This is a genomic window from Sporichthyaceae bacterium, assembly GCA_036269075.1.
Classification (GTDB): domain Bacteria; phylum Actinomycetota; class Actinomycetes; order Sporichthyales; family Sporichthyaceae; genus DASQPJ01.
This window is the reverse complement of sequence record DATASX010000123.1, coordinates 12872-36934: the sequence shown is the minus strand read 5'-3', so window position 1 is coordinate 36934 and position 24063 is coordinate 12872. Positions and strand designations below refer to the sequence as shown.

22 protein-coding genes are annotated in these 24063 nt (G+C 71.3%); 5 read left to right on the top strand and 17 right to left on the bottom strand.

Going from position 1 to position 24063, the window contains the following annotated elements; genetic code table 11:
- Positions 1-3: 3 nt before the first annotated feature.
- Complete coding sequence (locus tag VHU88_23290; GenBank protein ID HEX3614631.1) at positions 4-804, bottom strand: ABC transporter ATP-binding protein; 801 nt, start codon at positions 802-804, stop codon at positions 4-6.
- Between the two features lie 109 nt (positions 805-913).
- Between VHU88_23290 and VHU88_23285 the strand changes: the two genes are divergently transcribed.
- The gene (locus VHU88_23285; GenBank protein HEX3614630.1) at positions 914-1741 is read left to right on the top strand and encodes a hypothetical protein; all 828 of its coding nucleotides are present in this window, start codon (positions 914-916) and stop codon (positions 1739-1741) included.
- 98 nt (positions 1742-1839) lie between these two features.
- Here the strand turns inward: VHU88_23285 and glgA are convergent, their stop codons facing one another.
- Positions 1840-3024 carry a glycogen synthase gene (gene glgA, locus VHU88_23280; GenBank protein HEX3614629.1) on the bottom strand — a complete coding sequence of 395 codons (1185 nt, stop codon included), beginning with the start codon at positions 3022-3024 and terminating at the stop codon, positions 1840-1842.
- A 59-nt stretch (positions 3025-3083) separates the two neighbouring features.
- On the opposite strand from glgA, the gene glgC reads away from it, so the two are divergent.
- From glgC to VHU88_23265, 3 genes are all read left to right on the top strand, one after another.
- Positions 3084-4322 (top strand): glucose-1-phosphate adenylyltransferase, encoded by a 1239-nt coding sequence (gene glgC / locus VHU88_23275; GenBank protein HEX3614628.1) that lies wholly within the window; start codon positions 3084-3086, stop codon positions 4320-4322.
- 60 nt (positions 4323-4382) lie between these two features.
- Positions 4383-5552, top strand: coding sequence for a phosphoserine phosphatase SerB (serB, locus tag VHU88_23270; GenBank protein HEX3614627.1), 1170 nt, complete (start codon positions 4383-4385; stop codon positions 5550-5552).
- A 180-nt stretch (positions 5553-5732) separates the two neighbouring features.
- Complete coding sequence (locus VHU88_23265; GenBank protein HEX3614626.1) at positions 5733-6188, top strand: hypothetical protein; 456 nt, start codon at positions 5733-5735, stop codon at positions 6186-6188.
- Between the two features lie 15 nt (positions 6189-6203).
- Here VHU88_23265 and VHU88_23260 read toward each other — a convergent pair whose 3' ends face one another.
- From VHU88_23260 to fabG, 3 genes are all read right to left on the bottom strand, one after another.
- On the bottom strand, positions 6204-6707 hold the full coding sequence (locus VHU88_23260) for a histidine phosphatase family protein (GenBank protein ID HEX3614625.1): 504 nt from the start codon (positions 6705-6707) through the stop codon (positions 6204-6206).
- A 340-nt stretch (positions 6708-7047) separates the two neighbouring features.
- Entirely contained in the window at positions 7048-7851 is an 804-nt protein-coding gene (gene fabI, locus VHU88_23255) for an enoyl-ACP reductase FabI (GenBank protein HEX3614624.1), read from the bottom strand.
- Positions 7852-7854: 3 nt separating this feature from the next.
- Entirely contained in the window at positions 7855-8604 is a 750-nt protein-coding gene (gene fabG, locus VHU88_23250) for a 3-oxoacyl-[acyl-carrier-protein] reductase (GenBank protein HEX3614623.1), read from the bottom strand.
- A gap of 215 nt (positions 8605-8819) precedes the next feature.
- On the opposite strand from fabG, the gene VHU88_23245 reads away from it, so the two are divergent.
- The gene (locus VHU88_23245; GenBank protein ID HEX3614622.1) at positions 8820-10796 is read left to right on the top strand and encodes a penicillin-binding transpeptidase domain-containing protein; all 1977 of its coding nucleotides are present in this window, start codon (positions 8820-8822) and stop codon (positions 10794-10796) included.
- Between the two features lie 13 nt (positions 10797-10809).
- Here the strand turns inward: VHU88_23245 and VHU88_23240 are convergent, their stop codons facing one another.
- From VHU88_23240 to VHU88_23185, 12 genes are all read right to left on the bottom strand, one after another.
- Entirely contained in the window at positions 10810-11577 is a 768-nt protein-coding gene (locus VHU88_23240; GenBank protein HEX3614621.1) for an ROK family protein, read from the bottom strand.
- Positions 11574-13058: a CoA-acylating methylmalonate-semialdehyde dehydrogenase gene (locus VHU88_23235; GenBank protein ID HEX3614620.1), complete on the bottom strand. Its 1485-nt coding sequence runs from the start codon at positions 13056-13058 to the stop codon at positions 11574-11576. Before VHU88_23235 ends, VHU88_23240 begins: the two co-directional genes overlap by 4 nt.
- A 25-nt stretch (positions 13059-13083) precedes the next feature.
- Positions 13084-14964: a 3D-(3,5/4)-trihydroxycyclohexane-1,2-dione acylhydrolase (decyclizing) gene (iolD, locus tag VHU88_23230; GenBank protein HEX3614619.1), complete on the bottom strand. Its 1881-nt coding sequence runs from the start codon at positions 14962-14964 to the stop codon at positions 13084-13086.
- Between the two features lie 7 nt (positions 14965-14971).
- Entirely contained in the window at positions 14972-15853 is an 882-nt protein-coding gene (gene iolB, locus VHU88_23225) for a 5-deoxy-glucuronate isomerase (protein ID HEX3614618.1), read from the bottom strand.
- Entirely contained in the window at positions 15850-16839 is a 990-nt protein-coding gene (gene iolC / locus VHU88_23220; GenBank protein ID HEX3614617.1) for a 5-dehydro-2-deoxygluconokinase, read from the bottom strand. Before iolC ends, iolB begins: the two co-directional genes overlap by 4 nt.
- 73 nt (positions 16840-16912) lie before the next feature.
- Positions 16913-17839: a TIM barrel protein gene (locus tag VHU88_23215; protein HEX3614616.1), complete on the bottom strand. Its 927-nt coding sequence runs from the start codon at positions 17837-17839 to the stop codon at positions 16913-16915.
- Positions 17836-18849 (bottom strand): Gfo/Idh/MocA family oxidoreductase, encoded by a 1014-nt coding sequence (locus tag VHU88_23210; GenBank protein HEX3614615.1) that lies wholly within the window; start codon positions 18847-18849, stop codon positions 17836-17838. Before VHU88_23210 ends, VHU88_23215 begins: the two co-directional genes overlap by 4 nt.
- 235 nt (positions 18850-19084) lie before the next feature.
- On the bottom strand, positions 19085-20719 hold the full coding sequence (locus tag VHU88_23205; GenBank protein ID HEX3614614.1) for an AMP-binding protein: 1635 nt from the start codon (positions 20717-20719) through the stop codon (positions 19085-19087).
- Positions 20719-21282: a rhodanese-like domain-containing protein gene (locus VHU88_23200; protein ID HEX3614613.1), complete on the bottom strand. Its 564-nt coding sequence runs from the start codon at positions 21280-21282 to the stop codon at positions 20719-20721. The genes VHU88_23205 and VHU88_23200 overlap by 1 nt, the downstream gene beginning before the upstream one ends.
- 186 nt (positions 21283-21468) lie before the next feature.
- Complete coding sequence (locus VHU88_23195; protein ID HEX3614612.1) at positions 21469-22041, bottom strand: nucleotidyltransferase family protein; 573 nt, start codon at positions 22039-22041, stop codon at positions 21469-21471.
- A gap of 73 nt (positions 22042-22114) precedes the next feature.
- Entirely contained in the window at positions 22115-22825 is a 711-nt protein-coding gene (locus tag VHU88_23190) for a histidine phosphatase family protein (protein ID HEX3614611.1), read from the bottom strand.
- Positions 22825-24000, bottom strand: a complete 1176-nt coding sequence (locus VHU88_23185; GenBank protein ID HEX3614610.1) for an acyl-CoA dehydrogenase family protein — start codon at positions 23998-24000, stop codon at positions 22825-22827. Before VHU88_23185 ends, VHU88_23190 begins: the two co-directional genes overlap by 1 nt.
- Between the last annotated feature and the right edge of the window lie 63 nt (positions 24001-24063).

The window sequence follows — 24063 nt, the reverse complement described above, 5'->3', positions numbered from 1 at the left end:
GGGTCAGCCGGCCAGTCGCGCGCTGAAACGGTGGCCGTCGTGCGCAACCGCCAGCGGTAGCCCGAAGCATTCGGAGAGGTTCTGCGAGGTCAGCACCTCGAGCACCGGCCCCGAGGCGAGGACCCGACCGTGGCGCAGCAGCAGCGCGTGGGTCGTCCCGGTCGGGATCTCCTCGACGTGGTGCGTGACCATGATCGTGGTCGGCGCGGCCGGGTCCTGGGCCAACGTGGTGAGCCGTCGCAGCAGGTCCTCGCGGCCACCGAGGTCGAGGCCGGCGGCCGGTTCGTCGAGCAGCAGCATCTCCGGGTCGGCCATCAGCGCCCGGGCGATCTGCACCCGCTTGCGTTCGCCCTCGGACAGCGTCCCGAACGTGCGCTCGGTGAACGCCTCCATGCCCATCGCCTTCAGCAGCGACTCGGCACGGGCGACGTCCGACGGGTCGTAGGTCTCCCGCCACCGACCCACCACGGAGTACGCCGCAGTCAGCACCACGTCGCGGACTTTCTCCTGCCGGGGCAGCCGATCGGCCAACGCCGCGCTGGCCAGGCCGACCCGGGGCCGCAGTTCGAAGACGTCGGTCTCGCCGAGCACCTCGCCGAGGATCGCGGCCCAGCCCGAGGTCGGGAACAGGTGACCGCCGATCACCTGCAGCAGCGTGGTCTTACCGGCCCCGTTGGGACCGAGGACGACCCACCGTTGGCCCTCCCGGACCTCCAGGGTCACCTCATCGAGCAGACGCGATCCGCTGCGCACCACCACGACTTCCGCGAGATCCAGCACCAACGGTTCCAACGGAGCACCCACAAGCCTCAACCTAATCGACCGCGGCGCGAGGGCGTCGACGTGCCGCGTCGACCCGCGAATTTCCGGGCTGCTCGGATCGGGCGCCACTCGGCCTTACCCTGGCTGCACCATGTACGAGCAGAGTCCGACATCGCCCGAGTGCCCCAGCGGCAAGCCGAGCGCAGTGCTGCGTTCGGGTCGACTGGTGGCCTGGGGCAACGCCGTCCTCGCCGGGAGGGTCAGCCCGGACACCGCCGCCGACCAGGTGCAGGCCGGCGACGGCCGGCACCGGTTGTGCAACGGAACTGCGGATTCCACGACGTTGCCGATGTTCCTCGCCGCGTTGCGCTCGTCCGGGGTGCGCGGGCTGATGCTCGTGCTGCCGGTGCCCGGCGACCCGTCGGGCCTGCCCGGACCGGCCGGTTTCAACGCCTCGGCGATCGACGCCGGGGAGGCCGTGCTCACCATTGCCGAGAGCCCCACCGGCCTCGTGCCGTTCGCCGTGCCGCCGGACCCGGACGGGCTGCCGGAGACCTTGGTGCGCTGGCAGATGCAGCCGATCAGCCCGCGGGTGGGCCTGGACCTGCTCTCGTTGGCCGAGGCCGAGCGGGAGTTGGCGACCACGGTCCGGGAGGTCACCACGGCTGTTGCCGACCTCGACCTGGCCCGCTGGCGGCCGCAACTGGCCGCTGTCCTGGACGGGATCCGCGACGGCGCCGGCGCACCGGCGTTGGCCCCCGGCTATCCCGGCCGGGCACACCGCGTCCTGGCCCTGGCCCAGCGCCTGGCCGCGATCGCCGACCTGGTGCGGACCGACCCCGGCGGCGGCGCCGGGACCGGTTCGGCCGCGGCCCGCGACGCGCTGCTGCGCCCGTTGGCCACCGCCGCCCGGCACGCCACGGTGGCGGCGTTCAACAGCGTCGTGGAGCCGGTGGTTCAGCCCAGCAGTCGGCCGTAGACGCTGCTCTACCGTCCGCGGCGGGACCTCGCCCCGATTCAGACCAGCAGTCGGCCGTAGACGCTGCTCTACCGTCCGCGGCGGGACGTCGCCCCGATTCAGACCAGCAGTCGGCCGTAGAGGTCTACCGTCCGCGAGGCGATCTCGGCCCACGAGAACCGGGTGACCGCGCGCTCCCGCCCGGCCTTGCCCATTGCCTGCGCCCGGGCCGGGTCGCGCAGCAGTTGGTTGACCGCCGCGGCGAAGTCGGCCGCGAACTTGTTCGGGTCGACCGGGATGCCGGTGCCGTCGCCGGCCTGCTCGATCGGGACCAGCAGGCCGGTCTCGCCGTCGGCGACGACCTCCGGGATGCCGCCGGTCGCGGTGGCCACCACAGCCGTCTCGCAACCCATGGCCTCGAGGTTCACGATCCCCATCGGTTCGTAGATCGACGGGCACACGAAAACCGTGGCGTGGCTGAGGATCGAGACCAGATCCGCCCGCGGCAGGGTCTCGGAGATCCAGAAGACCCCGCGTCGCTCGGTCTGCAGCAGGTTCACCAGGCCGGTGACCTCGCCCAGGATGTCCGGAGTGTCCGGGGCGCCGGCGCACAGCACGATCTGGGCGTCGCGGTCGAACGCGCGGGCTGCGCGCAGCAGGTACGGCAGGCCCTTCTGCCGGGTGATCCGACCGACGAACACGACGGTCGGGCGGTCCGGGTCCAGGTGGTGCCGAGCCATCACGGCGGCGTCCAGCCGGGGTGAGTACTCCGCGGTGTCGATGCCGTTGTGGATCACGTGGACGCGATCGGGATCGACGTCCGGGTAGCAGCGCAGCACGTCGGCGCGCATCCCGGCGGACACCGCGATGACCGCGTCGGCCGCGTTGATCGCGGTGCTCTCGGCCCAGCGCGACAGCGCGTACCCGCCGCCGAGCTGCTCGGCCTTCCACGGCCGCAGCGGCTCCAGGGAGTGCGTCGTCATCACGTGCGGGACGCCGTGCAGCAGCTTGGCCACGTGGCCGGCCATGTTGGCGTACCAGGTGTGGCTGTGCACCAGGTCCGTCCCGTTGACCGCGGCCGCGATCGACAGGTCGACGCCGAGCACCTGCAGCGCCGCGTTGGCCGCGGCCAACTCGCTCGGGACGGGGTGAGCCGTCACCCCGGGTTCGTCGCGGGGCTCACCGAAGCAGTGCACCCGGACCTCGGCCAACCGCCGCAACTCGGCGGCCAGATATTCCACATGGACCCCAGCACCGCCGTATACCTCCGGCGGGTACTCACGGGTCATCAGATCGACACGCACGACGGCACGTTACCCCGGTGTCGTCAAGCCAACTCCTGTGCGCCTATAAGGTCGACCGCATGGCCGGAAAGCAGATCCTCGCGATCGTGCTCGCCGGTGGGGAAGGTAAGCGCCTGATGCCGCTGACGTCGGACCGGGCCAAGCCGGCGGTCCCGTTCGGCGGCATCTACCGCTTGGTCGACTTCGTCCTGTCGAACCTCGTGAACGGCGGATTCCTCAAGATCGTCGTGCTGACCCAGTACAAGAACCACAGCCTGGACCGGCACATCTCGCGGACCTGGCGGATGTCCACGCTGCTCGGGAACTACGTCACCCCGGTGCCCGCCCAGCAGCGGCGCGGGCCGCACTGGTTCGCCGGGTCCGCGGACGCGATCTTCCAGAACCTGAACCTGATCGACGACGAACAGCCGGAGCACGTGATCGTGTTCGGCGCCGACCACATCTACCGGATGGACCCCCGGCAGATGGTCGACCAGCACATGGAGTCCGGGCTGGGCGTGACGGTCGCCGCGGTGCGTCAGCCCCGTTCGATGTCCAGCCACTTCGGCGTGATCTCGGCCGACGCCACCGGCTCGAGGATCGCCGAGTTCCTGGAGAAGCCGCACAACCCCCCGGGCCTGGCGGACTCCCCCGACGAGGTCTTCGCCTCGATGGGCAACTACGTCTTCCGCACCTCGGCGCTGATCAAGGCCGTCAACGAGGACGCGATGGACCCGTCGAGCAAGCACGACCTCGGCGGCAACATCATCCCGCGGCTGGTGAAGGAGGGGCAGGCCGGCGTCTACGACTTCTCGCACAACGAGGTCCCCGGCCCGGCCGGTCGCGAGGCCGGCTACTGGCGCGACGTCGGGACCTTGGACGCTTTCTACGAGGCGCACATGGACCTGATCTCGGCCAACCCCGCGTTCAACCTCTACAACCGCGAGTGGCCGATCTACACCCTGCAGGACGCCTGGCCACCGGCCCGGTTCGTCGGGGGCACCGAGGGCGTCACCGGGCACGCGGTCGAGTCGATGGTGTCGGTCGGCGTGCAGGTCGCGGGCTCGGTCGAACGGTCGGTGCTCTCCCCCGGCGTCTCGGTCGGCCGCAACGCCCGGGTCGAGGGCTGCGTGCTGCTCGACGGCGTGCGCATCGGACAGGACGCCGCGGTGCGAAACGCCATCCTGGACAAGAACGTGGTCGTGCCGGACGGCTACCGCCTCGGCTTCTCCGCCGCCGACGCGGAACTGCCGCGGGTGACGATGACCGCCGACGGGATCCGGGTGGTCTCCAAGGGCGCGCGCCTCGGCCCGGCCTAGGGCATGTCGACAGCCGATCCGGCCGGTCGAGCCCGGGCGGAGTCTGCTCGTACCTTGCTGGTGACGGTGACCGGCCGCGACCGACCTGGGGTCACCGCGGCACTGTTCGACTCGCTGGTCGGCCACGACGTCGAGGTCGTCGACGTCGAACAAGTCGTCATCCGCGGTCAGTTGGTGCTGGGCGTTCTTGTCTCGGCCGGGGTGGCCGAGGCAGCGGTCCGGTCCGCCGTCGCGGCGGTCGCCGACCGGCTCGGGATGTACGTCGAGATCAGCTCCGGCGCGGCGGAGGCTGAGCCGAGCGGAGCGAGCCGGCTGCACGTCACCGTGCTCGGCCGCCCGTTGGGCACCGCGGCGATGGCCGGGATCGCGGCCCGGATCGCGGCCGCCGGGGCGAACATCGACAGCATCACCCGTCTGGCCGGCTACCCGGTGACGTGCCTGGAACTGGAGGTCTCCGGCCGCGCGCACCTGGCCGGGTTGCGTGTCGAACTGGCCGCCGAGGCCGCGGCGCGGGGCGTGGACATCGCGGTGCAACAGGGCGGCCTGCACCGGCACGGCAAGCGGCTGGTCGTCATGGACGTCGACTCGACCCTGATCCAGGACGAGGTCATCGAGATGCTGGCCGCCCACGCCGGCCACGCCGCCGAGGTCGCCCGGATCACCGAGGCCGCGATGCGTGGGGAGCTGGACTTCGAGGCCTCGCTGCTGGCCCGCGTCGGACTGCTGGCCGGGCTGGACGCGCGCGCCGTCGACGCGGTCCGCGCAGCCGTGCGCCTCACCCCGGGCGCGCGGACGCTGGTTCGGACGCTGAAGCGGTTGGACCACGAGGTGGCGATCGTCTCCGGCGGATTCACCCAGGTGACCGATTTCCTGGTCGCCGAGCTAGACCTGGACCACTCCTGCGCCAACACCCTGGAGATCGTCGACGGGAAGCTCACCGGCCGGCTGGTCGGCCCGATCGTCGACCGCGCCTACAAGGCGGCGATGCTCAAGAAGTTCGCCGCCCGTGCCGGGGTACCGCTGTCCCGGACGGTCGCGATCGGCGACGGCGCCAACGACCTGGACATGCTGGCCGCCGCAGGCCTCGGGGTGGCGTTCAACGCCAAGCCGATGGTGCGCCGCGCCGCGCACACCACGATCAACGTGCCGTACCTGGACACTTTGCTGTTCCTGCTCGGCATCAGCCGGGAGGACGTCGAGGCGGCCGACGCCGGCGATCTCGTCGACTAGCCGGAATCCCAGGGAATCTTAAGATTTGCTGAGCGGGACCCATCGGGGCGAGTCCCTCAGCCGAATCAGCTCCAGACGGCCGCGACGCGCGGCCGAAGCTGCACGCCCGAAACCCCGGGAGTCGAAGTGATCGTCAAACCCAGTCGCCGTCTTGGCGCCCTCCTCGCGGCATCCGCCCTGATGGTGCTGGTTCTTCCGGCCACCGCCGGTGCGGACATGACTCCGCAGTACAACGCAATCGAGGGCGAGGGCAACGTCTCCATTGCCGACATCAGCTTCCACGCCGCCAACCGCGGTCCGACCGGCACCGCTGCCACCGGTTACTTCAAGGGTGACAACCCGGTGACGCACTTCCACGGCCCGATCATCTGTCTGCAGGTCGAGGGCAAGCGCGCCGGGTTCATCTACCCGGTCGACAAGACCTCCACGCCCGAGGCCGCCCAGGGCCAGAACATTCTGATCACCGTTGAGGACATCGGCGCCGGGGCAACCGGAAAGTTCGGCTTCAAGCCACTGGCCCCGGACGCGGACGTGACCAAGTGCGATCCGGGCGACACTCCGATCACCGCCGGCAGCGGCCACTTCGCAGTCAACCGGTCGAGCGCCGCCGGCGGCCCGTCCATCGCACCGAAGTAATTCGGAGTCGCCGGCTCAGCCTCTGGCGACCGTGAAGTCGATCAGGGCGGCGGAAGCTGGATCGAGCACCGTCCAGCCCCGCGACAGGCGCAGTCGCGCCAGCGCCGCGGTGCCGAAGTCGCTGCGTGCGGCGTCGATCAACTCCGGTTCACCGTCGCCGGCCAGCAACAGCACGAGGTCCTGCAGGGTCGGGTTGTGGCCGACCAGCAACAGCGTGTGGACGTGCTTGTCCGTGTCGCGCAGCAGCCGAAGGATGTCCTCGGTGTCGCCGCCGTAGATGTCGCGCTCGAACTGCGTGGGCACGCCGTCGCCGAGCTCCATGGCCGCCAACGCCCACGTCTCCTTGGCGCGAGTGGCCGTGGAGCACAAGGTCAGTTCCGGCTTGATGTCGTTCTCGGCCATCCACCGGCCGGCGGCCAGCGCGTCGCGTCGGCCGCGCCCGGTCAACGGGCGTTCGTGGTCGACGTGTGAGCCCCGGTCGGCCTTGGCGTGCCGCAGCACGATCAGTTCGCGGGTCATGCGATGGTCCGCGGTGCGCGACTCGGGCCGGTCATCCGTTCGACGCCGCCCAACACGACAGTGCCACCAGGCCCACGAAGAAAACGACCATGGTCAGCAGGATCAGCACCGCCTGCCGGCGGTTCTGCGGTGTCGGTTCTCGCGTTGCGGATCGTGCGCCCCCGGAAGGGCTGGTACTGCCGTCCTCCATGGCAATCAGTCTCGCACAGGCGATTGAGGCGAGGGCAGTGCGAGCGCCCGCAGCAGATCGTGCGTCCGACAACGTGCGCTCGCAATGCCGAGCCGATTGAGCCTGTTGAACGCAAAGCGGAACACAGGGGAATCGGACACTTGTGACAACTCAACCACCCATCGCGTGTACGCCGCCGTCCACGTGCACTATCTCGCCGGTGGTGGCCGGGAACCAGTCCGAGAGCAGGGCCACGCAGGCCTGCGCGGCCGGCACCGGGTCGCCGACGTCCCAGCCCATCGGGGCGCGGGCCTTCCAGACGTTCTCGAACTCCTCGAAGCCAGGGATCGACTTGGCCGCCATGGTCTTGATCGGGCCGGCAGCGACGAGGTTCGACCGGACGCCGTGCGGGCCGAGGTCGCGGGCCAGGTAGCGGGAGCAGGACTCCAGCGCGGCCTTCGCGACGCCCATCCAGTCGTACTTCGGCCAGGCCACGGTTGCGTCGAACGTGAGGCCGACCACCGCGGCGCCGCCGCGCGAGCCGCCGGGCGAGCGCGGAGTTTGCACTGCCGGGTACAACGGCCGCGCGGCCATCGCGAGGGCCTTGTACGAGTAGGCCGACACGTGCACCGCGGTCGCGACGTCCTCCCACTCGGTGTTCAGGAAGTTGCCGCCCAGTGCCGTCTCGGGCGCGAACCCGATCGAGTGGACGACCCCGTCGAGGCCGTCGACGTGTTCGCGCACCGCGTCCGGCAGCGCGGCCAGGTGGTCGGTGTCGGTGACGTCGAGCTCGATGACCGGCGCGGGCTGCGGCAGCCGCCCGGCGATTCGGGTGGTGAGGCGCAGGACCCGGCCGTAGGAGGACAGCACCACGGCGGCGCCCTGCTCCTGCGCCAGCCGGGCGACGTGGAAGGCGATCGAGGCGTCGGTCAGGACGCCGGTGACCAGAATTCGCTTGCCGTCGAGCAGACCCATGATTCAGTGCCCCATTCCAAGACCGCCGTCGACAGGGAGGACGGCACCCGTTATGTACGACGCGTGCTCGCCGGCCAAGAACAGGCAGGCGCCCGCGATCTCCTCGGTCTGGCCGTAACGACCCAGCGGCACCGAGCCGAGAATCTGCTTCTGCCGGTCCTCGGTCAGCTCCGCGGTCATCGCCGTCTCGATGAAGCCCGGCGCGATGACGTTGGCGGTGATGCTGCGCGAGCCGAGTTCGCGGGCCATCGAGCGGGCCATGCCCACGAGCCCGGCCTTGGATGCGGCGTAGTTGACCTGCCCCGGCGAGCCGAGCAGCCCGACCACCGAGGAGATGAAAATGATCCGGCCCTTGCGCAGGCGCAGCATCGACTTCGCGGCGCGCTTGGCGACCCGGAACGCTCCGGTCAGGTTGGTGTCGAGCACCGCGGTGAAGTCCTCCTCGCTCATCCGCAGCAGCAACGTGTCGCGGGTGATCCCGGCGTTCGCCACCACCACCTCCACCGGCCCGTGGGCCGCCTCGGCCTCCGCGAAGGCGGCCTCGACCGCCGCGGTGTCGGTGACGTCGCACTTGACGCCGAGCACGCCGTCCGGCAGGTCGCCGGACTTCCCTTGCCCTGCGGTTGCATGGCCGGTGTCGGTCTCTGCGCGGCGGTAGGTGACCGCGACCTTGTCGCCGGCGGCCACGAAGGCCTCCGCGATCGCCCGCCCGATTCCCCGGTTGCCGCCGGTCACGAGCACTGAACGGTCCACCCGGTCCTCCCCAGTTCGTCTGTGCACCTACCGCAAGAACGCTATCGGCCGCGTCCGACAGGTCGCCGTGACGTCCGGCACGCCGACCCCGGCCCCCCGCTTATGCGACACGCCACAGCTGGAGGATCATGAGGTGAGCGACCGTGGGTCGGCGGTCTGCTTGCATCGGGGCAAGCGTCCTGCCACGGCAGGCAGTCGGAGCATCGGGAGCGTGGATGGGTGCACGCCACCGTTCGGTGGCCGGCGCGGCGGCGGTGGCGCTCGTCGTCACCGGGTGCGGCTCGGGCGGGTCGAGTTCTGCGCACGACGCGGCGACGAGTGCCGCCGCGGCGTTCCTGCACGACTGGTCGACCGGCGACCTCACCGCCGCCGGCGCCGCGACCAGCGACCCGAACGCCGCGAAGGCTGCTCTGCAGGACTTCCAGAGCCGCATCGAACCGACCACCCGGATCCTCACGGTCGGCGCGAAGAACGGCTGCAAGAGCGATCAGGGGTGCACGGTCGCGTTCGACGCCGACCTGCACCTGCAGGCGCTCGGCGACTGGCGCTACCAGGGTTCGTTGGGTCTGGTGCAGCAGGACACCGGCAAGGGCAAGCGGTGGGTGGTGCAGTGGGCGCCCGGCGTGATCCACCCGCAGCTCACCGACTCGACGATGATCACCCGCCAGCGCGCGCTGCCGCAGCGGGCGCCGATCGAGGATCGTTACGGCCGGCCGTTGGTCAGCAACCAGACCGTTTACCGGGTTGGCGTCACCGCCGGTGCGGTGCCTGACGGGACCATCAACAAGCTCGCCGCCCTGCTCAACCTTGACGTGGACGGGCTGACAACCCGCACCAGCGAGGCGACCTCCGGCCAGTTCGTGGAGGCCGCGGTGCTGCGGCAGAGCGACTACGACGCGATCGCCGACAGGCTGGCCGACATCGGCGGCGTCAGCACCCAGCAGTCCACCCAGGCCCTCGCGCCGACCCGGGCCTTCGCCCGCGAGGTGCTCGGTGCCGTCACGACGGCCACCGCCTCGTCCTTGGCCAACGCCGGCCCGTTCGCCTCACCGGCCGATGCCGTCGGGTCGTTCGGGCTGCAGGCCAGCTATCAGCGCCAGTTGGCCGGGCGGCCGTCCGGGAAGGTGCTGCTGGTCGACAAGTCGACGCAGAAGACCGTGGCGACCCTGGCCACGTTCGCCGCTGTGCCGGGCCTGCCGCTGCACACCTCGCTGGACAGCCGGATCCAGGAGGCCGCCGACGACGCGCTGACCGGGTCGACGGAAAACACCTCGCTGGTGGCGATCGACATCCGCAACGGTGACATCCTGGCCGTGGCCAACGGCCCGTCCGACAAGGCCGGTGACGACCGGGCGCTGAACGGCCGGTACGCGCCGGGCTCGGTGTTCAAGCTCATCACGACCGCGGCCCTGCTGAAGATCGGCGTCAAGCCCGAGGACACCGTCCCCTGCCCGCCGAGCATCACGGTCAACGGCAAGCAGTTCAGCAACTACGACGGGCTCGGTTCCCTCGGTGCCGTGCCGTTCATCCGTGACTTCGAGGAGTCGTGCAACACGGCGTTCATCGGCGCCGCGGGCAAGCTGCCGGACACCGGACTGGCCGACGCGGCCCAACTGTTCGGCGTGCGTAACGAGTGGGACCTCGGGCTCACCAACTTCTCCGGCGACGTGCCGCCGGCCAACAGCCCGGAGGAACAGGCCGCGGACGCGATCGGGCAGGGCCGGATCCTGATGAGCCCGCTGGCGATGGCGGTGGTCGCCGCGGCCGTGGCCGACGGGACCCCGCGCACCCCGCAGTTGGTGCTGGACGGTCCGCCGGTAGACCCGCCGGCGGGCCCGACCGCGACCGCGATGCCGACCAGCGGCCCGGCGCCCAGCCCGAAGCCGCTGGCGCCGCTGGACGCCGCGGCGACCATTCACGACCTGATGGTCGACACCGTGAAGAACGGCACCGCGAGAGTGCTCCAGCTACCCGGCGTCGAGGTCGGCGCGAAGACCGGGACCGCGCAGTACGGCAGCACCGCACAGCCGGGCAACCACGCCTGGATGGTCGGGTTCATGGGCAACATCGCGTTCGCGGTGATCGTCGAACGCGGCCAGACCGGCGCCACCACGGCCGGGCCGCTGGCCCGCAAGTTCCTCCTCGAGATCAAGGATTACGCCCGCGACCTGCCCAAGCCGGAGTACCCCTGACGGCGTGACCTGCTCATAGGGTTCGGTAGCTCCACAGCTTGTGCCCGCCACGCAGGCCGGCCTCGTTGCCGACGCGGGTGGCGCGGTACCCGAGGTCGCCCACCAGGTGCTCGGCATTTCCGCCGCCGAGGTACAGGCGGTCCCAGCCGAGCACGGGATACCAGCGGTCCAGCGCCATCGCCACGCGCTTGCTCCAGCGGCGCGGACCCAGCGCCCGCAGGGCGTGGTCGCCGAGTTGCTGGTCGTAGGTCTGGCGCAGCCGGAACGGTGCCTGGGACAGCTCCAACTTGGGCAGCAGGCGACCGTCGTCGAACAGGGCGGCGCCGAATCCGGTGCCGAAGGCGAGCAGCACTTCCAGGCCGGCGCCCTCGATCACCGCGAACCCGGCGAGTTCGGCGTCGTTGACCACTCGCACCGAGCAGCCGAACGCCTCGTTCAGCGCGCTCGCCGCGTCGTAGTTGCGCCAGGCGAGGACCAGGTCCGGTCGGCGCGGGGTGAACGGCCCGGCCTCCGTGATGAAGTGCGGCGTGGTCAGCACCCGGCCGTGGCGGATCATGCCCGGCAGCCCGACCGAGACCCGGTCGAACGAGGGCAACTGGTCGCCGATCTCCAGCAGCGTCTTGACGAGCAACTCCGGCGGGCACGGGTAGGGCGTGGGCACCCGCAACCGCCCAGCGATGGGTTCGCCGGTGCGGTCCAGGACGGTCGCCTTGATCCCCGTTCCGCCGACGTCCAACGTCAGGGTCGACTCACGACCCTCGACGACCCGCGCCAGAGTCACGTCTGCGCCGGGAAGCTCAGGCCGGTCGCGGACACCGAGTCCCGTGGCCAGCGGGCGGTGACCGCCTTGGCCCGGCTGTAGAACCGGACGCCCTCGGCGCCGTGCACGTGCGTGTCGCCGAACAACGAGTCCTTCCAGCCGCCGAAGGAGTGGAACGCCATCGGCACCGGGATCGGCACATTGATCCCGACCATCCCGACCTGCACGCCTCGGGTGAACCAGCGCGCCGCTGCGCCACTGCTGGTGAACACCGCAACCCCGTTGCCGTAGGGATTGGCGTTGACGAGGTCCAGCGCGGCCTGCGGGGAATCCACCCGGACCACCGCGAGTACCGGGCCGAAAACCTCGGTGGTGTAGATGTCGTGGTCCGGGGCGACCCGGTCGACCAGGCTCGGGCCGACGAAGAACCCGTTGCCGGGCGGGTGTTCGCGGCCGTCGACCACGACCCGGGCACCGGCCGCCTGCGCGCCGGCCAGATGCGCCCGGACCCGCTCCACCGCGGCCGGGTTGATCAACGGGCCCATTTCTGACGCCGGGTCAGCTCCCGGTCCGACGTGGATTCCGCGGGCGCGTACGGCCAACCGTTCGACCAGTTCGTCGGCCACCGGGCCGACGGCCACCACGACCGAGACCGCCATGCAGCGTTGGCCGGCCGAACCGTAGGCCGCGCCGGTCAGCTCGGCCGCGGCCAGATCCAGGTCGGCGTCGGGCAGCACGACGGCGTGGTTCTTGGCCCCGCCCAGGGCTTGCACCCGTTTGCCGGCCGCGCTCGCCCGCTGGTGCACAAGTCGCGCGACCGGCGTGGAGCCGACGAAGGACACCGCCGCGATTGCGGGGTGGTCGAGGATTGCCGCCACTGTGTGCCGATCGCCGTGCACGACGTTGAACACCCCGGCGGGCAGGCCCGCCTCGGCGTAGAGCTCTGCCAGGTGCATCGAGGCCGTCGGATCCTGCTCGCTGGGCTTGAGCACGAAGGCGTTGCCGGTGGCGATCGCGATCGGGTGCATCCAGAGCGGGACCATCGCCGGAAAGTTGAACGGGGTGATCCCGGCGACCACGCCGAGGGGTTCGCGCAGCGACCAGGCGTCGACCCCGGTGGCCACGCCGTCGGAGTACTCCCCCTTGAGCAGGTGCGGGATCCCGCAGGCGAACTCGACGACCTCGATGCCGCGGGCGATCTCCCCCTTGGCGTCGGCCGACGTCTTGCCGTGCTCGGCGGTGATCGCCGCGGCGATCTCGTCGGTGTGCCGGTGCAGCAGGTCGCGCAGTGCGAACATCACCCGGGCGCGCGCCGAGGGCGACTTCTCCCGCCAGGCCGCAGCGGCCTTCGTCGCGGCGGCCACCGCGGCGTCGACGTCGGCGGCCTCGCCGAGGACCACGTTCGCGCCGACCGCGCCGGTGGCCGGGTCGAAAACCGGCGCGGTCCTCCTCGACTGACCCGGCGTCAGGATCCCGTCGATCCAGTGCTCGATCGTGCGCATGCGGTCAGCGTGCCAGACCTGCTGGTCAAAGCAGCGGCCGTTGGCGACGTTTCTGCGCGTCGTAGACCTCACGTGCGGCCCGCGTGCCGGGCAGTTCGGACACCGCGGCGACCGGGACGTCCCACCAGCACCCGGACGACGGGGCCGGCGCGACCAGTTCGGTGCGGACGTGGACCACGGTGACGCCGTCCGCGTCGAGCGCGGCGTCCAGCGCCTTGCGGAATTCCGGGAGGTCGGTCGGACGCAGTACCCGGGCGCCCAGGCTGGCGGCGTTGGCGCCGAGGTCGACGGCCAACTCCTCGCCGTCGAGCAGGCCGGTTGCCGCGTTGCGGGCCCGGTAGGAGGTGCCGAGGCGTTGCCCGCCCAACGACTCCGAGAGCGCCCCGATCGAGGCGAATCCCCCGTTGTCGACCAGCACCACGACCAGCTTGACGCCCTCGGCGACGGCCGTGACCAATTCCTGAGCCATCATCAGATAGCTGCCGTCGCCGACCAGGACGACCACGTCTCGCTCCGGCGCGGCCAGCGCGGCGCCGAGGCCGCCGGCGATCTCGAATCCCATGCACGAGTAGCCGTACTCGACGTGGTACCCGAACGGGTCGCCGGTGCGCCACAGCATCTGCAGCTGGCCGGGCATGCTCCCGGCGGCGCTGACCACGGTGCCGCCGCGGACGTTCACCGCGTCGTTGACGGCCCCCAGAATCGCTGTCTGCGCGGGGGTTCCGGTCTCGGCACCGGCACGGGCGGATGCGACGACCGGCTCCCAGGAGGCGACCAGTTCCCGGTGGCGTCGGGTCCAGTCCTCGGGCGCGCGCCAGTCGGCCAGTTCCCTCGCCAGTGCGAGCAGTCCGGCGCGCGCGTCGGCCAGGACCGCGGTCGCGGCGTGCTTGGCAGCGTCGAAGCCGACCACGTTGAGGTTGACGAACCGCACGCCCGGCTCGGCGAACACGGTGCGGGATGCGGTGGTGAAGTCGGTCCAGCGCGTGCCGATCCCGAGCACCACGTCGGTCTGCGCAGCCAGGGAGTTCGCCACCGGGGTGCCGGTCGAGCCCAGCGGGCCGGCCGCGGCGGGGTGGTCGAACGGGATCGCACCTTTCCCTGCGTGGGTGTCGGCAACCGGAATGCCGGTGGCGTCGGCAAAGGCGATCAATGCCTCCTGCGCGGCGGAGTGGACGACCCCGCCGCCTGCGACGACCAACGGCCGCCGGGCCGACCGCAGCACCGCTGCCGCACGGGTGATCGCGGCTGGGTCCGGGCCTGGGCGGGCGACGTGCCAGGTCCGGTCGGCGAACAGTTCGACGGGCCAGTCGTGGGCCTCGGCCTGCACGTCCTGCGGGAGCGCGATCGTGACCGCGCCCGTGCTCGCCGGATCGGTCAGCACCCGCATCGCACCGAGCAGGGCCTCGGGCAGTTGTTCGGGGCGGTGCACCCGGTCGAAGAACACGCAGACCGGGGCCAGGGTGTCGTTGACGCTCGCCCCGGGCAGCCCGGCGGCCTCCAGTTGCTGGAGCACGGTTCCGGCCGCCCGGGTGGCGAAGACGTCGCCGGGCAGCAGCAGGACCGGCAGGCGGTTCACGGTCGCCGTGGCGGCCCCGGTGACCAGGTTGGTGGCGCCGGGACCGATCGAGGTGGTGCACGCCAGCGTCGCGAGGCGGTTGCGCATTCGCGCGTAGCCGATCGCCGTGTGCACCATCGCCTGCTCGTTGCGGGCCAGGTGGTAGGGCAGGTCGGTCTCGCCGGTCACGTGCGCCTGGAGCAACGCCTGCCCGAGCCCGGCCACGTTGCCGTGCCCGAAGATCCCGAAGCAGGCCGGGATCAGCCGTTGTCGATGTCCGACGCGTTCGGAGTACTGGGCGGCGAGGAAACGCACCACCGCCTGAGCCACCGTCAGTCGCACCGTCTGCACGGCAGGATCATCTCCTGGCGCGACCCGCGGCCGAGGTCAAGGGCAGCCGCGGGTCGACCGGGACGCCGGACCAGGACGCCCGGACCCCGGCGTGGACCGGGTCGTCGCAGATCCGCCAGGCCCGCTCCGGATGCGGCCCGGCCATCACGTTCAGGTAGTACAGGTCGGCGCCGGGCGCGACCGCCGCCGGGCCGTGCCAGCCGTGCGGGACCAGAATCACGTCGCCGTCGCCGACCTCGGCCAGCACCTCGATCGGGCGTACCCCGCTGCCGTAGACGCGTAGGTAGGCCGGCCCGAACAGCCTGGACACCTCGAAGTAGTAGATCTCCTCCAGCTCGGACTCCAGGCCCGGCCGGTGGTCGTCGTGCTTGTGCGGCGGGTACGACGACCAGTTGCCGCCCGGGGTGAGCACCTCGACGGCGATGAGCCGGTCGGCCTCGAAAGAGTCCGGGGTGCAGAAGTTGTTGACCTGTCGGGACGCCGGCCCGGCGCCGCGCAGTTCGACCGGAACGTTCTCGGCCGGGCCGTACCGCGCGGGCAGGCGCCGTTCGCACACCGCCCCGACCACGGCGAATCGTCCGCCGGCCCGGGAGTGCACCGTGGCCTCGCAATCCCTTGGCACGTAGGCGAAATCGCTGACCCGGTCGAACACCGACGCGCGGCCGGTCAGCACGATCTCGGCCCGGTCGGCGAGCACCGTCGCGGACCCGGACAGCGGCAGCACCACGACTTCCTCAGCACCGGTGGCGAAGTTGTGCCGGCCGCCGGCCTCCAACTCCAGCACGCGAAGCGAGGTGTGCGACCAGCCCGCTCGACCCGGCGCGACCACGCAGGACCACGGGGCCGCCGCCGTGCTGCCCCGTGGCAGGTACCACTCGTGTGCGGTCATGGCCGCAGCATGACGGGCTCGCGGGAGGACAGCCAGTCCTCTACCTCGGCAGCGGTGGGCATCGCGTCGGCGCAGGCCAGCCGGGCGGCCACCCACGCCCCGGCGGCGTTGGCGAACCGCAGGATCCGTCCGGTGTCCCAACCGGCCAGCAGGCCGTGGCACAGGGCGCCGCCGAACGCGTCGCCGGCGCCGAGGCCGTTGACCACCTCGACCGGGGTTGCCGGGCAGTGGTGGGCGCCGGAGTCGTCGAGCGCGAAGACGCCGTCGCCGCCCAGCTTCACCACGGCCAGGCGGATCCCCAGCGCGCGCAGGCGCTGCGCGGCTCGCTCCGGGTCGCGCTCCCCGACCGCGACCTCGCACTCGTCGAGGTTGCCCACGGCTACGGTGGCTCGGTCCAGCGCGGCCCGGATCAGTGGCTCGGCGGCCTGGGCGGACTCCCAGAACATCGGGCGCCAGTCCAGGTCGAGCACGGTGTGGTCGGCGCGGCCGCGCAGCGCCAGGGCCTGCAATGTGGTCGTCCGGCTCGGCTCCTGGCACAGGCCGGTGACCGTGGCCCAGAAAATCCCGGCGCGGCGGACCGCGTCGGCGTCGAGGTGCTCGGGGCGCACCTGCAGGTCCGGGGCGCTGGGCCGTCGGTAGAAGTAGATCGGGAAGTGGTCCGGCGGGAAGATCTCGCAGAACGTGACCGGGGTGGGCAGGTCGTCGACGTCGACCACGAAGGCGTCGTCGACCCCGAAGCCGCGCAGCGCACGCCGGACGAACCGGCCGAACGGGTCGGTGCCGACCCCGGACACGAGCGCGACCCGCCTGCCGTGCCGGGCCGCGGCGACCGCGACGTTGCCCGCGCTGCCGCCGAGGTACTTGGCGAACGAGGTGACGTCCTCCAGGCCGACGCCGATCTGCTGCGGGTACACATCGACACCGACGCGGCCCATCGTCAGGACGTCGAAGCTGTTGGCTTCGGCGCCCGACGATGCCAAGCTCATGCCGCCGCCTCGTTCCTCGGCGGCGGCATGAGGCACGGTCGTGCTGTGTTTGTCGATTCGCTCGCAGGCTCGCTCATGCCGCGCCGATACGGGCGTGTACCGCCGCCGTGAGATGGGCCAGGCTCGCGGCCACGTCGGCCCGCACGGCGGCCAACGCCCCGGAGGCCCCGGACCGGTCCGGGCTCAGCACCCGGTCCTGCTCCAACACGTACCAACCGGAGTACCCGGCTGCCTCGAGCATCGCGACGATCGCCGCGATCCCCGCGTCGCCGCGGCCCAGCGGTCGATACATGCCGGCGGCCACCGCCTCGGCGTAGCCCAGTACGCCCGCGCGGACCCGCGCGGCCATCGCCGCGTCGACATCCTTGAGGTGTACGTGCACGATTCGCTCGGCCGCCATCCGGGCCAGGGCCACCGGGTCGCCGCCGCCGGCCAGCACGTGGCCGGTGTCCAGGCACAGCCCGATCGAGGAGGACTCCAGGACGATCGCGACGTCCTCCGGGCGCTCGACCAGCGTGCCCACGTGTGGGTGCAGGCCGGCGGTCAGCCCACGGGCCCCGGCGGCATCGGACAGCCGGTCCAGGTTGCGGCACAGGGTGCGCCACGCCGCCGCGTCCAACTCCGGGCGGCTTTCGTAGCCGGCTACGCCGGTCGCCGCGGCGAACACAACCGTGTCGGAACCGGCGGCGAGGAAGTTGTCGAAGACGCTGCCCAGACCGTGCACCGGGTCGACGTGGGCCAGGTGCACGACCACCGGCACGAAGCCGCCGACCGCCCGCAGGCCATGCGCGGCCAACGCCTGCTTCTTGCCGGCACCGGAGGCGGGCAGGAAGCCGTCGGGGCCGAACTCGGTAGCGCTCAGCCCGGCGGCGGCCATCTCGGTCAGGACCAGGTCCGGCGGCAGCTGCGGGCCCCAGCCGGGCACCTCGCAGACGCCCCAGGAGATCGGGGCACCGGCCAGGCGATCGGCGAAGGCACCGGTCGTGATGCGCTCGCTCATGAGCTCACCTCCGCGACCGTCACCGGTCGATGTTGTCGGCGGGACAACTCGCAGGCCTCGGCCAGCACGAACGCGGCCAGGGCGTCGGACACCGTGCACGGATTGCTGTGCTGTTCGCTATTGGCACGTTCGGTGGCGAGCCGGACGAAGGCGGCGATCTCGGCCGCGTACGCGTCGCGGAACCGGTCCAGGAATCCAGGGTAGGCAGTCCCGCCGGCGGGTCCGTCCGGCTGGACGGAGCGCAGCGGGGTGCGGGAGTCGAGCCCGACGACGATCGAGTCGTCGTGACCTCGTAGTTCCATGCGTACGTCGTACCCGGCGCGGTTGTAGCGACTCGCGGACAGCTGGGCCAACGTGCCGTCGGCGAGGGTGAGCGTGGCCGCTACAGCATCCACGTCGCCGGCCTCGCGGATGTAGTCGGCGCCGAGGTTCGACCCGGTCGCGTAGACCTCGACGATCTCCTGGCCGGTCACCCAGCGCAGAATGTCGAGGTCGTGGACGGCGCAGTCGCGGAAGATGCCGCCGGAGCCGGGGATGTACGCGGGCGGCGGCGGCTCGGGGTCGAGGGTGAATCCGAGGACGGTGTGCAGGCGGCCCAGCGAGCCGGCGGCGACGGCGGCCCGGGCCGCCGCGTAGCCGACGTCGAACCGCCGCTGGAAGCCGATCTGCACCGGGACGTCGCTGCCGCGCAGGCGGTCCAGCACGGCCCGCGTACCGGCGATGTCCGGAGCGACCGGCTTCTCGCAGAACACGGGGACGCCGGCCTGCACCGCGCGCAGGATCAGGTCCGCGTGGCCGTCGGTGTTCACCGCGACGACCAGGCCCGCGAGCCCCGCGGCCAGCAGCGCGTCGACGTCGGGCACGGCGTGGGTGCCGAGCTTCTCGGCGACGGCGGTGGCCCGGGCCGCGTCGACGTCGGCGACCAGCACCGAGTCCGCGCCGACCACCCCGGCCAGGTTCTCGGCGTGCAGCACGCCGATCCGACCTACACCCGCCACACCGAACCGCATCGCCTTCAGTTCCCCTCCCCGTAGCAATCAGGGTGAGGCACAGTCCAGCAGTTGCGCGCGGAGAACGAAAAGATCGCGCATCCGATCGTGGTCATCCCGGGGGCGGATGTTCACCTCGGCTCGACCTCGCGGCGCAAGGCGTCGCCCGAATTTCGCACCTTATACGCGTGTCCGCGAAGCGGCCGATCATCGATGATCGGAGCGTTGTTCTCTCATACGCGAGATGTCGTTCGGGTCACCGGCCGGCTTCGGGGTCGAGACCCAACCTGTCGATCATGGCCTGGCGCAGCAGGTACTTCTGCACCTTGCCGGTCACGGTCATCGGGTAGGCGTCGACGACCTCGACGTAGCGCGGGATCTTGTGGTGCGAGATCTTTCCGGAGCAGAACTCCTTGACCCCGGCCGCGTCGAGGGTCGCGCCCTCGCTCAGCCGGACGCAGGCGCAGAGTTCCTCACCGAACTTCACGTCCGGGACACCGACCACCTGGACGTCGATGATCGCCGGGTGGGAGTAGAGGAACTCCTCGACCTCGCGCGGGGCGATGTTCTCCCCACCCCGGATCACGGTGTCCTTGATCCGGCCGACGATCCGGACGTAGCCCTCGGAGTCCATCTCGGCCAGGTCGCCCGTCTTCATCCAGCCGCCCGCGTCGATGGCGTCGGCGGTCTTGTCCGGTTCCTCCCAGTAGCCGCGCATCACGTGGTAGCCACGGGTGCGGAACTCGCCACGCTGCCCGCGGGCGACGACCTTGTTCGTCTCCGGGTCGACGATTGCGACCTCGATGTGCGGGTGCACCCGGCCGACGGTGCCGGTCTGCCGCTCCAGGTCGTCGCCGATGCGGGTCTGGGTGGAGACCGGGGAGGTCTCGGTCATCCCGTAACCGATGGTCACCTCGGTCATCCCGAACTCGTTGATGACCCGCTTCATCACCTCGACCGGGCACGTGGCGCCGGCCATCATCCCGGTCCGCAGGCTGGACAGATCGAGGTCGGGCCGCGACGGATCGGCCAGCATCGCGATGAACATCGTCGGGACGCCGTAGAGCGAGGTGCAACGCTCGGCGGCGACCGCGGCCAGGGTCGCGGCCGGGTCGAACGAGGGCGCCGGGATGACCACCGCGCTGGCGTGGGTCAGCGCGGCGAGATTGCCGATGACCATGCCGAAGCAGTGGTAGAAGGGCACCGGCACGCACACCCGGTCGGCGGGCGTGTAGCGCATGACCTCGCCGAGGAACAGGCCGTTGTTTGCGATGTTGTGGTGGGTGAGGGTGGCACCCTTCGGGAACCCGGTGGTCCCGGACGTGTACTGGATGTTGATCGGGTCGTCGAAGGACAGACCGGCGGCGATCTCGTCGAGCTCCGGGGTGGGCTCGGTGCCGGTCACCAGCTGTGTCCAGCTGTCCTCGCCGATGTAGACGACGTCGCGCAGGTCCGGGCAGTCCGGCGCGACCTCGGCGACCATCGCTCGGTAGTCGCTGGCCTTGAACTGCGGCACCGCGACGAGCATCCGGCTGCCGGACTGCCGCAGCACGTAGGACAGCTCGTGGGTGCGGTAGGCCGGGTTGACGTTGACCAGGATCGCGCCCATGAGCGCGGTGGCGTGCTGCAGCAGGATCCACTCACCGCAGTTGGGCGCCCACAGCGAGACGCGGTCGCCGGGCCGGACGCCGGCGGCCAGCAGCCCGGCTGCCAGCCTTCGCACGTGGGCGTTCAATTCCGCGTAGGTCCACCGGCGGCGGGCCGGCACGTCGACGACTGCTTCGGCAGTCGGATGGGCGGAGGCGATCCGGGCCAGGATCGCGCCGAGGGTCTCACCGAGCAGGGGGACCGTGGAGGTCCCGGAGGAGTACGCCGGCTCGGCCGTTGTCATCAGTTGGTGAGCGCCGAGACTGCGGCTTCGGCGTCGACCGAATCGGTGCGGTTGTGCGGCAGCTTCGAGAGCAGGTTCCCCATCATGCAGGTGTTCGACAGCGCGGCGAAGACCAGCCCGCCGCCGATCGCGCCGGACAGGAACTTGGCCTTGGGGTACCGGAGGCTGGTCACGATCCCGCTGAGCACCAACGAGCCTGCAACCAGCCGGACCTGGCGCTCGATGGTCCATGCCGGGCCGCCGCCCGCGACGTCGCCGCCGGAGCCCTCCCACGCGGCGATACCGCCGGACAGGACGCTGACCCGCTCGTGCCCGGCCGCCCGCAGTTGCTCGGCCGCGCGGGTGGCGCGCCCGCCGGACTGGCAGATCACGACCAGGTCGGTGACGGCGCCGCCGGCCAGCGTCGCGGCGTAGGAGTCGAGGTCGCCGAGCGGGATGTTGTGCGAGCCCGGGATGCTGGCGGCAGCGAACTCCCCCGGCGTCCGCACGTCGAGAAGGCGGAGCTTCTCGTCGCTGCCGAGCCGGTCGCGCAGCCCGGCGGCGCTGATCGTGGCCTGGGACATCGTGTTCCTCCTCGCCGCTTGCACGGCCGGTTGTCGTTCGCCCGCGCTTACCCCGGACGCTACCCACCCTCCGTAGGGGGGTCCACCATCCCGGGCCAACACCAGGAGATTGGTCGACATTCCCGGGCGTGTCGAGCCGGGTGCGACGGGCCTGTGGACGGCCCGCGCCCTGTGGACGAGGCGGGGTCAGTCCGGCGCCGAGCGGCGTCGGGCCAGGTCCTCGGGAGTGTCGATGTCGGTCGGGTCGGCGATGTCGTCGCAGGGCACCGGGGTCACCAGTTCCGGGTAGGCCGCCAGGAACGGTCGGGCCCCGACATCGCCCTGCGCCAATCGCGACACCTCGGGCCAGGTCGAACGCGCCAGCAGCACGGGGTTGCCCCGCCGCCCGGAGTACGACGCCACCGCCACCACCGCCCCGGCCTCGAACGCGGCCGCCAGCCGGGCCACTGCCGCCGGGCCGACGTCGGGTTGATCGACCAGGTACACCATCGCGGCGCCCGCCCCCGCCGGCATCGCGGCCAGGCCGACCCGCAGCGAGGAGCCCATCCCGGACTCCCAGTCCGGGTTCTCCGCGACGGTCGCGCCGGGCACCTCGGTCAGGGCCGCCCCGAGGACGACGACGACCGGGTCCAGGCCGCCCGCCCGCAGTGTGCGCACGGCCCGGTCGACCAGGCGCTCGGCGCCGACCTGCACCAGGGCCTTGGGATGTCCCAGCCGGCTGCCCGAGCCGGCCGCCAGCACCAGCCCGGCGACGTTCACCCGCGGGCCTTCGTCGGCCGGTGCACCCTCGGCATCGCCTGACCCTGTGGCATCGGTTCGCTCGCGAGCTCGTTCACTGCGGCGGGTCGGCCGCGGTGGTGAACGCCGACGACAGGTGTTCGGTGTCGTTGAATCGGCGCACTATCCAGCGATCACCCTGCACGATCACTTGGCTGATCGAGGAATTGTCGCAGCCCATGAACGACAACGTGGCGGCCCCGGTCGCCAACGAGATGGTCTGCCCGATCACCCCGCCGTGGCAGATCACGGCCACCCGCTGATCGGGATGGGCGGCCGCAATCCGCGTGATTGCGCCATGCACCCGCTCGGCGAACACCTTCGAGTCCTCGCCACCCGGGACCTCGGACCAACTGCCGTTGTCCAGCATCCGCATCATGAGCGGGTCCCGCAGGATGACCAGGCGTCGAAACTCCCCGCCTTCCCATTCACCCAACCCGATCTCCCGCAGGTCCGGCACGACGGTGGGCGTCAGGCCGGTGTGCGCGACCAGCGGGGCGACGGTCTGCTGGGTGCGGCGCAACGAGGAAACGTAGAGCGCGTCCAGCCCCGCCTTGGCCAACCGTGCGGACACCAGCACCGCCTGCTCGCGGCCTACCGGCGAGAGGTCCGGGTCGGCCTGGCCTTCGGCCGTCACCGGGAACCCGCCACCGGCGGGCATCGGCGCGGACTCCCCGTGCCGCACCAGCAACACATCGCAGGCACCGGCCGGAATCCGGAACCGGTACTGCGGATAGATCTCCGCGGAATCCTCGCTCGCCACCATCAGTCCAACCCCCCACGTCTGATCAACTGACGCATGATCACATCTCGTTGTATCTCGTTCGTGCCCTCGCCGACGATCATCAACGGGGCGTCGCGGAAATACCTTTCCACGTCGAACTCGGTCGAGTACCCGTACCCGCCGTGGATACGCACCGCGCTGATGGCCACCTCGAGTGCGACCTCGGACGTGAACAGCTTCGCCATCCCGGCCTCGACGTCGCTGCGCGCCCCGGAGTCGTAGCGACGGGCGGCATGCAGGATCAACTGCTGCGCGGCGGTCAGTTTGGTTGCCATGTCGGCCAGATAGTTCCCGATCGATTGGTGTTGCCAGATCGGCTTGCCGAACGTCTCACGTTCCTGTGCGTAGCGGAACGCGTCGTCGAACGCCGCCCGGCCCACGCCGAGTGCCCGCGAGGCGACCTGGATCCGGCCCACCTCGAGCGCGGCCATGAACTGGGTGAAGCCCTGCCCCTCGACGCCACCGAGCAACGCCTCGGAGCCCACCGCGTGCTCGTCGAGGATCACCTCGCAGCTCTCCACGCCCTTGTAGCCGAGCTTGCCCAGATCCCGGGAGACGCTGAGCCCAGGGCCGTGCTCGCAGAGCAGGATGCTCATGCCGCGGTGGGCCGGACGCGCCTGCGGATCGGTGCGGCAGAGCACCGCGATCAGCCCGGCCCGGCGGGCGTTGCTGATCCAGGTCTTCATGCCCGTCACTCGGTAGCCCTCGCCGCACCGGCGGGCGGTGGTCTGCAGTGCCTGCAGATCCGAACCGCCTCCGGGCTCGGTCAGGGCCATTGCCGCGCGCACCGCTCCGGTGGCCATCCGCGGCAGCCAGCGCTGTTGCTGCTCCGGGGTTCCGAACCGTTTGATCAACGTCGCCACGACTGTGTGCGAACCCATCGCGCCGGCCAGGCTCATCCAACCGCGGGACAGTTCGGCGGTGACCAACGCGAAGCACGGGGTGGACACCGGCGCCTCGCCCCACGGCTCCGGGATCGCCAGCCCGAAGATCCCGAGCTGCTTCATGGTGTCGATGAGTTCGCCCGGGTAGGTGTTCGTGTGCTCCAGCTCACGCACGACCGGTCGCACGTCGCGCTCGACGAAGTCGCGCACGGTCGCGACGACGTCGGCCTCCTCGGTGCTCAGGCCACTGATGTCCACTGTGTTGGATCCCATCCTCAGGACCGCTCGTGACCGGGCGGCGCGAGCGGCGCTAGGCGATACCGTGCCAGTTGGTTA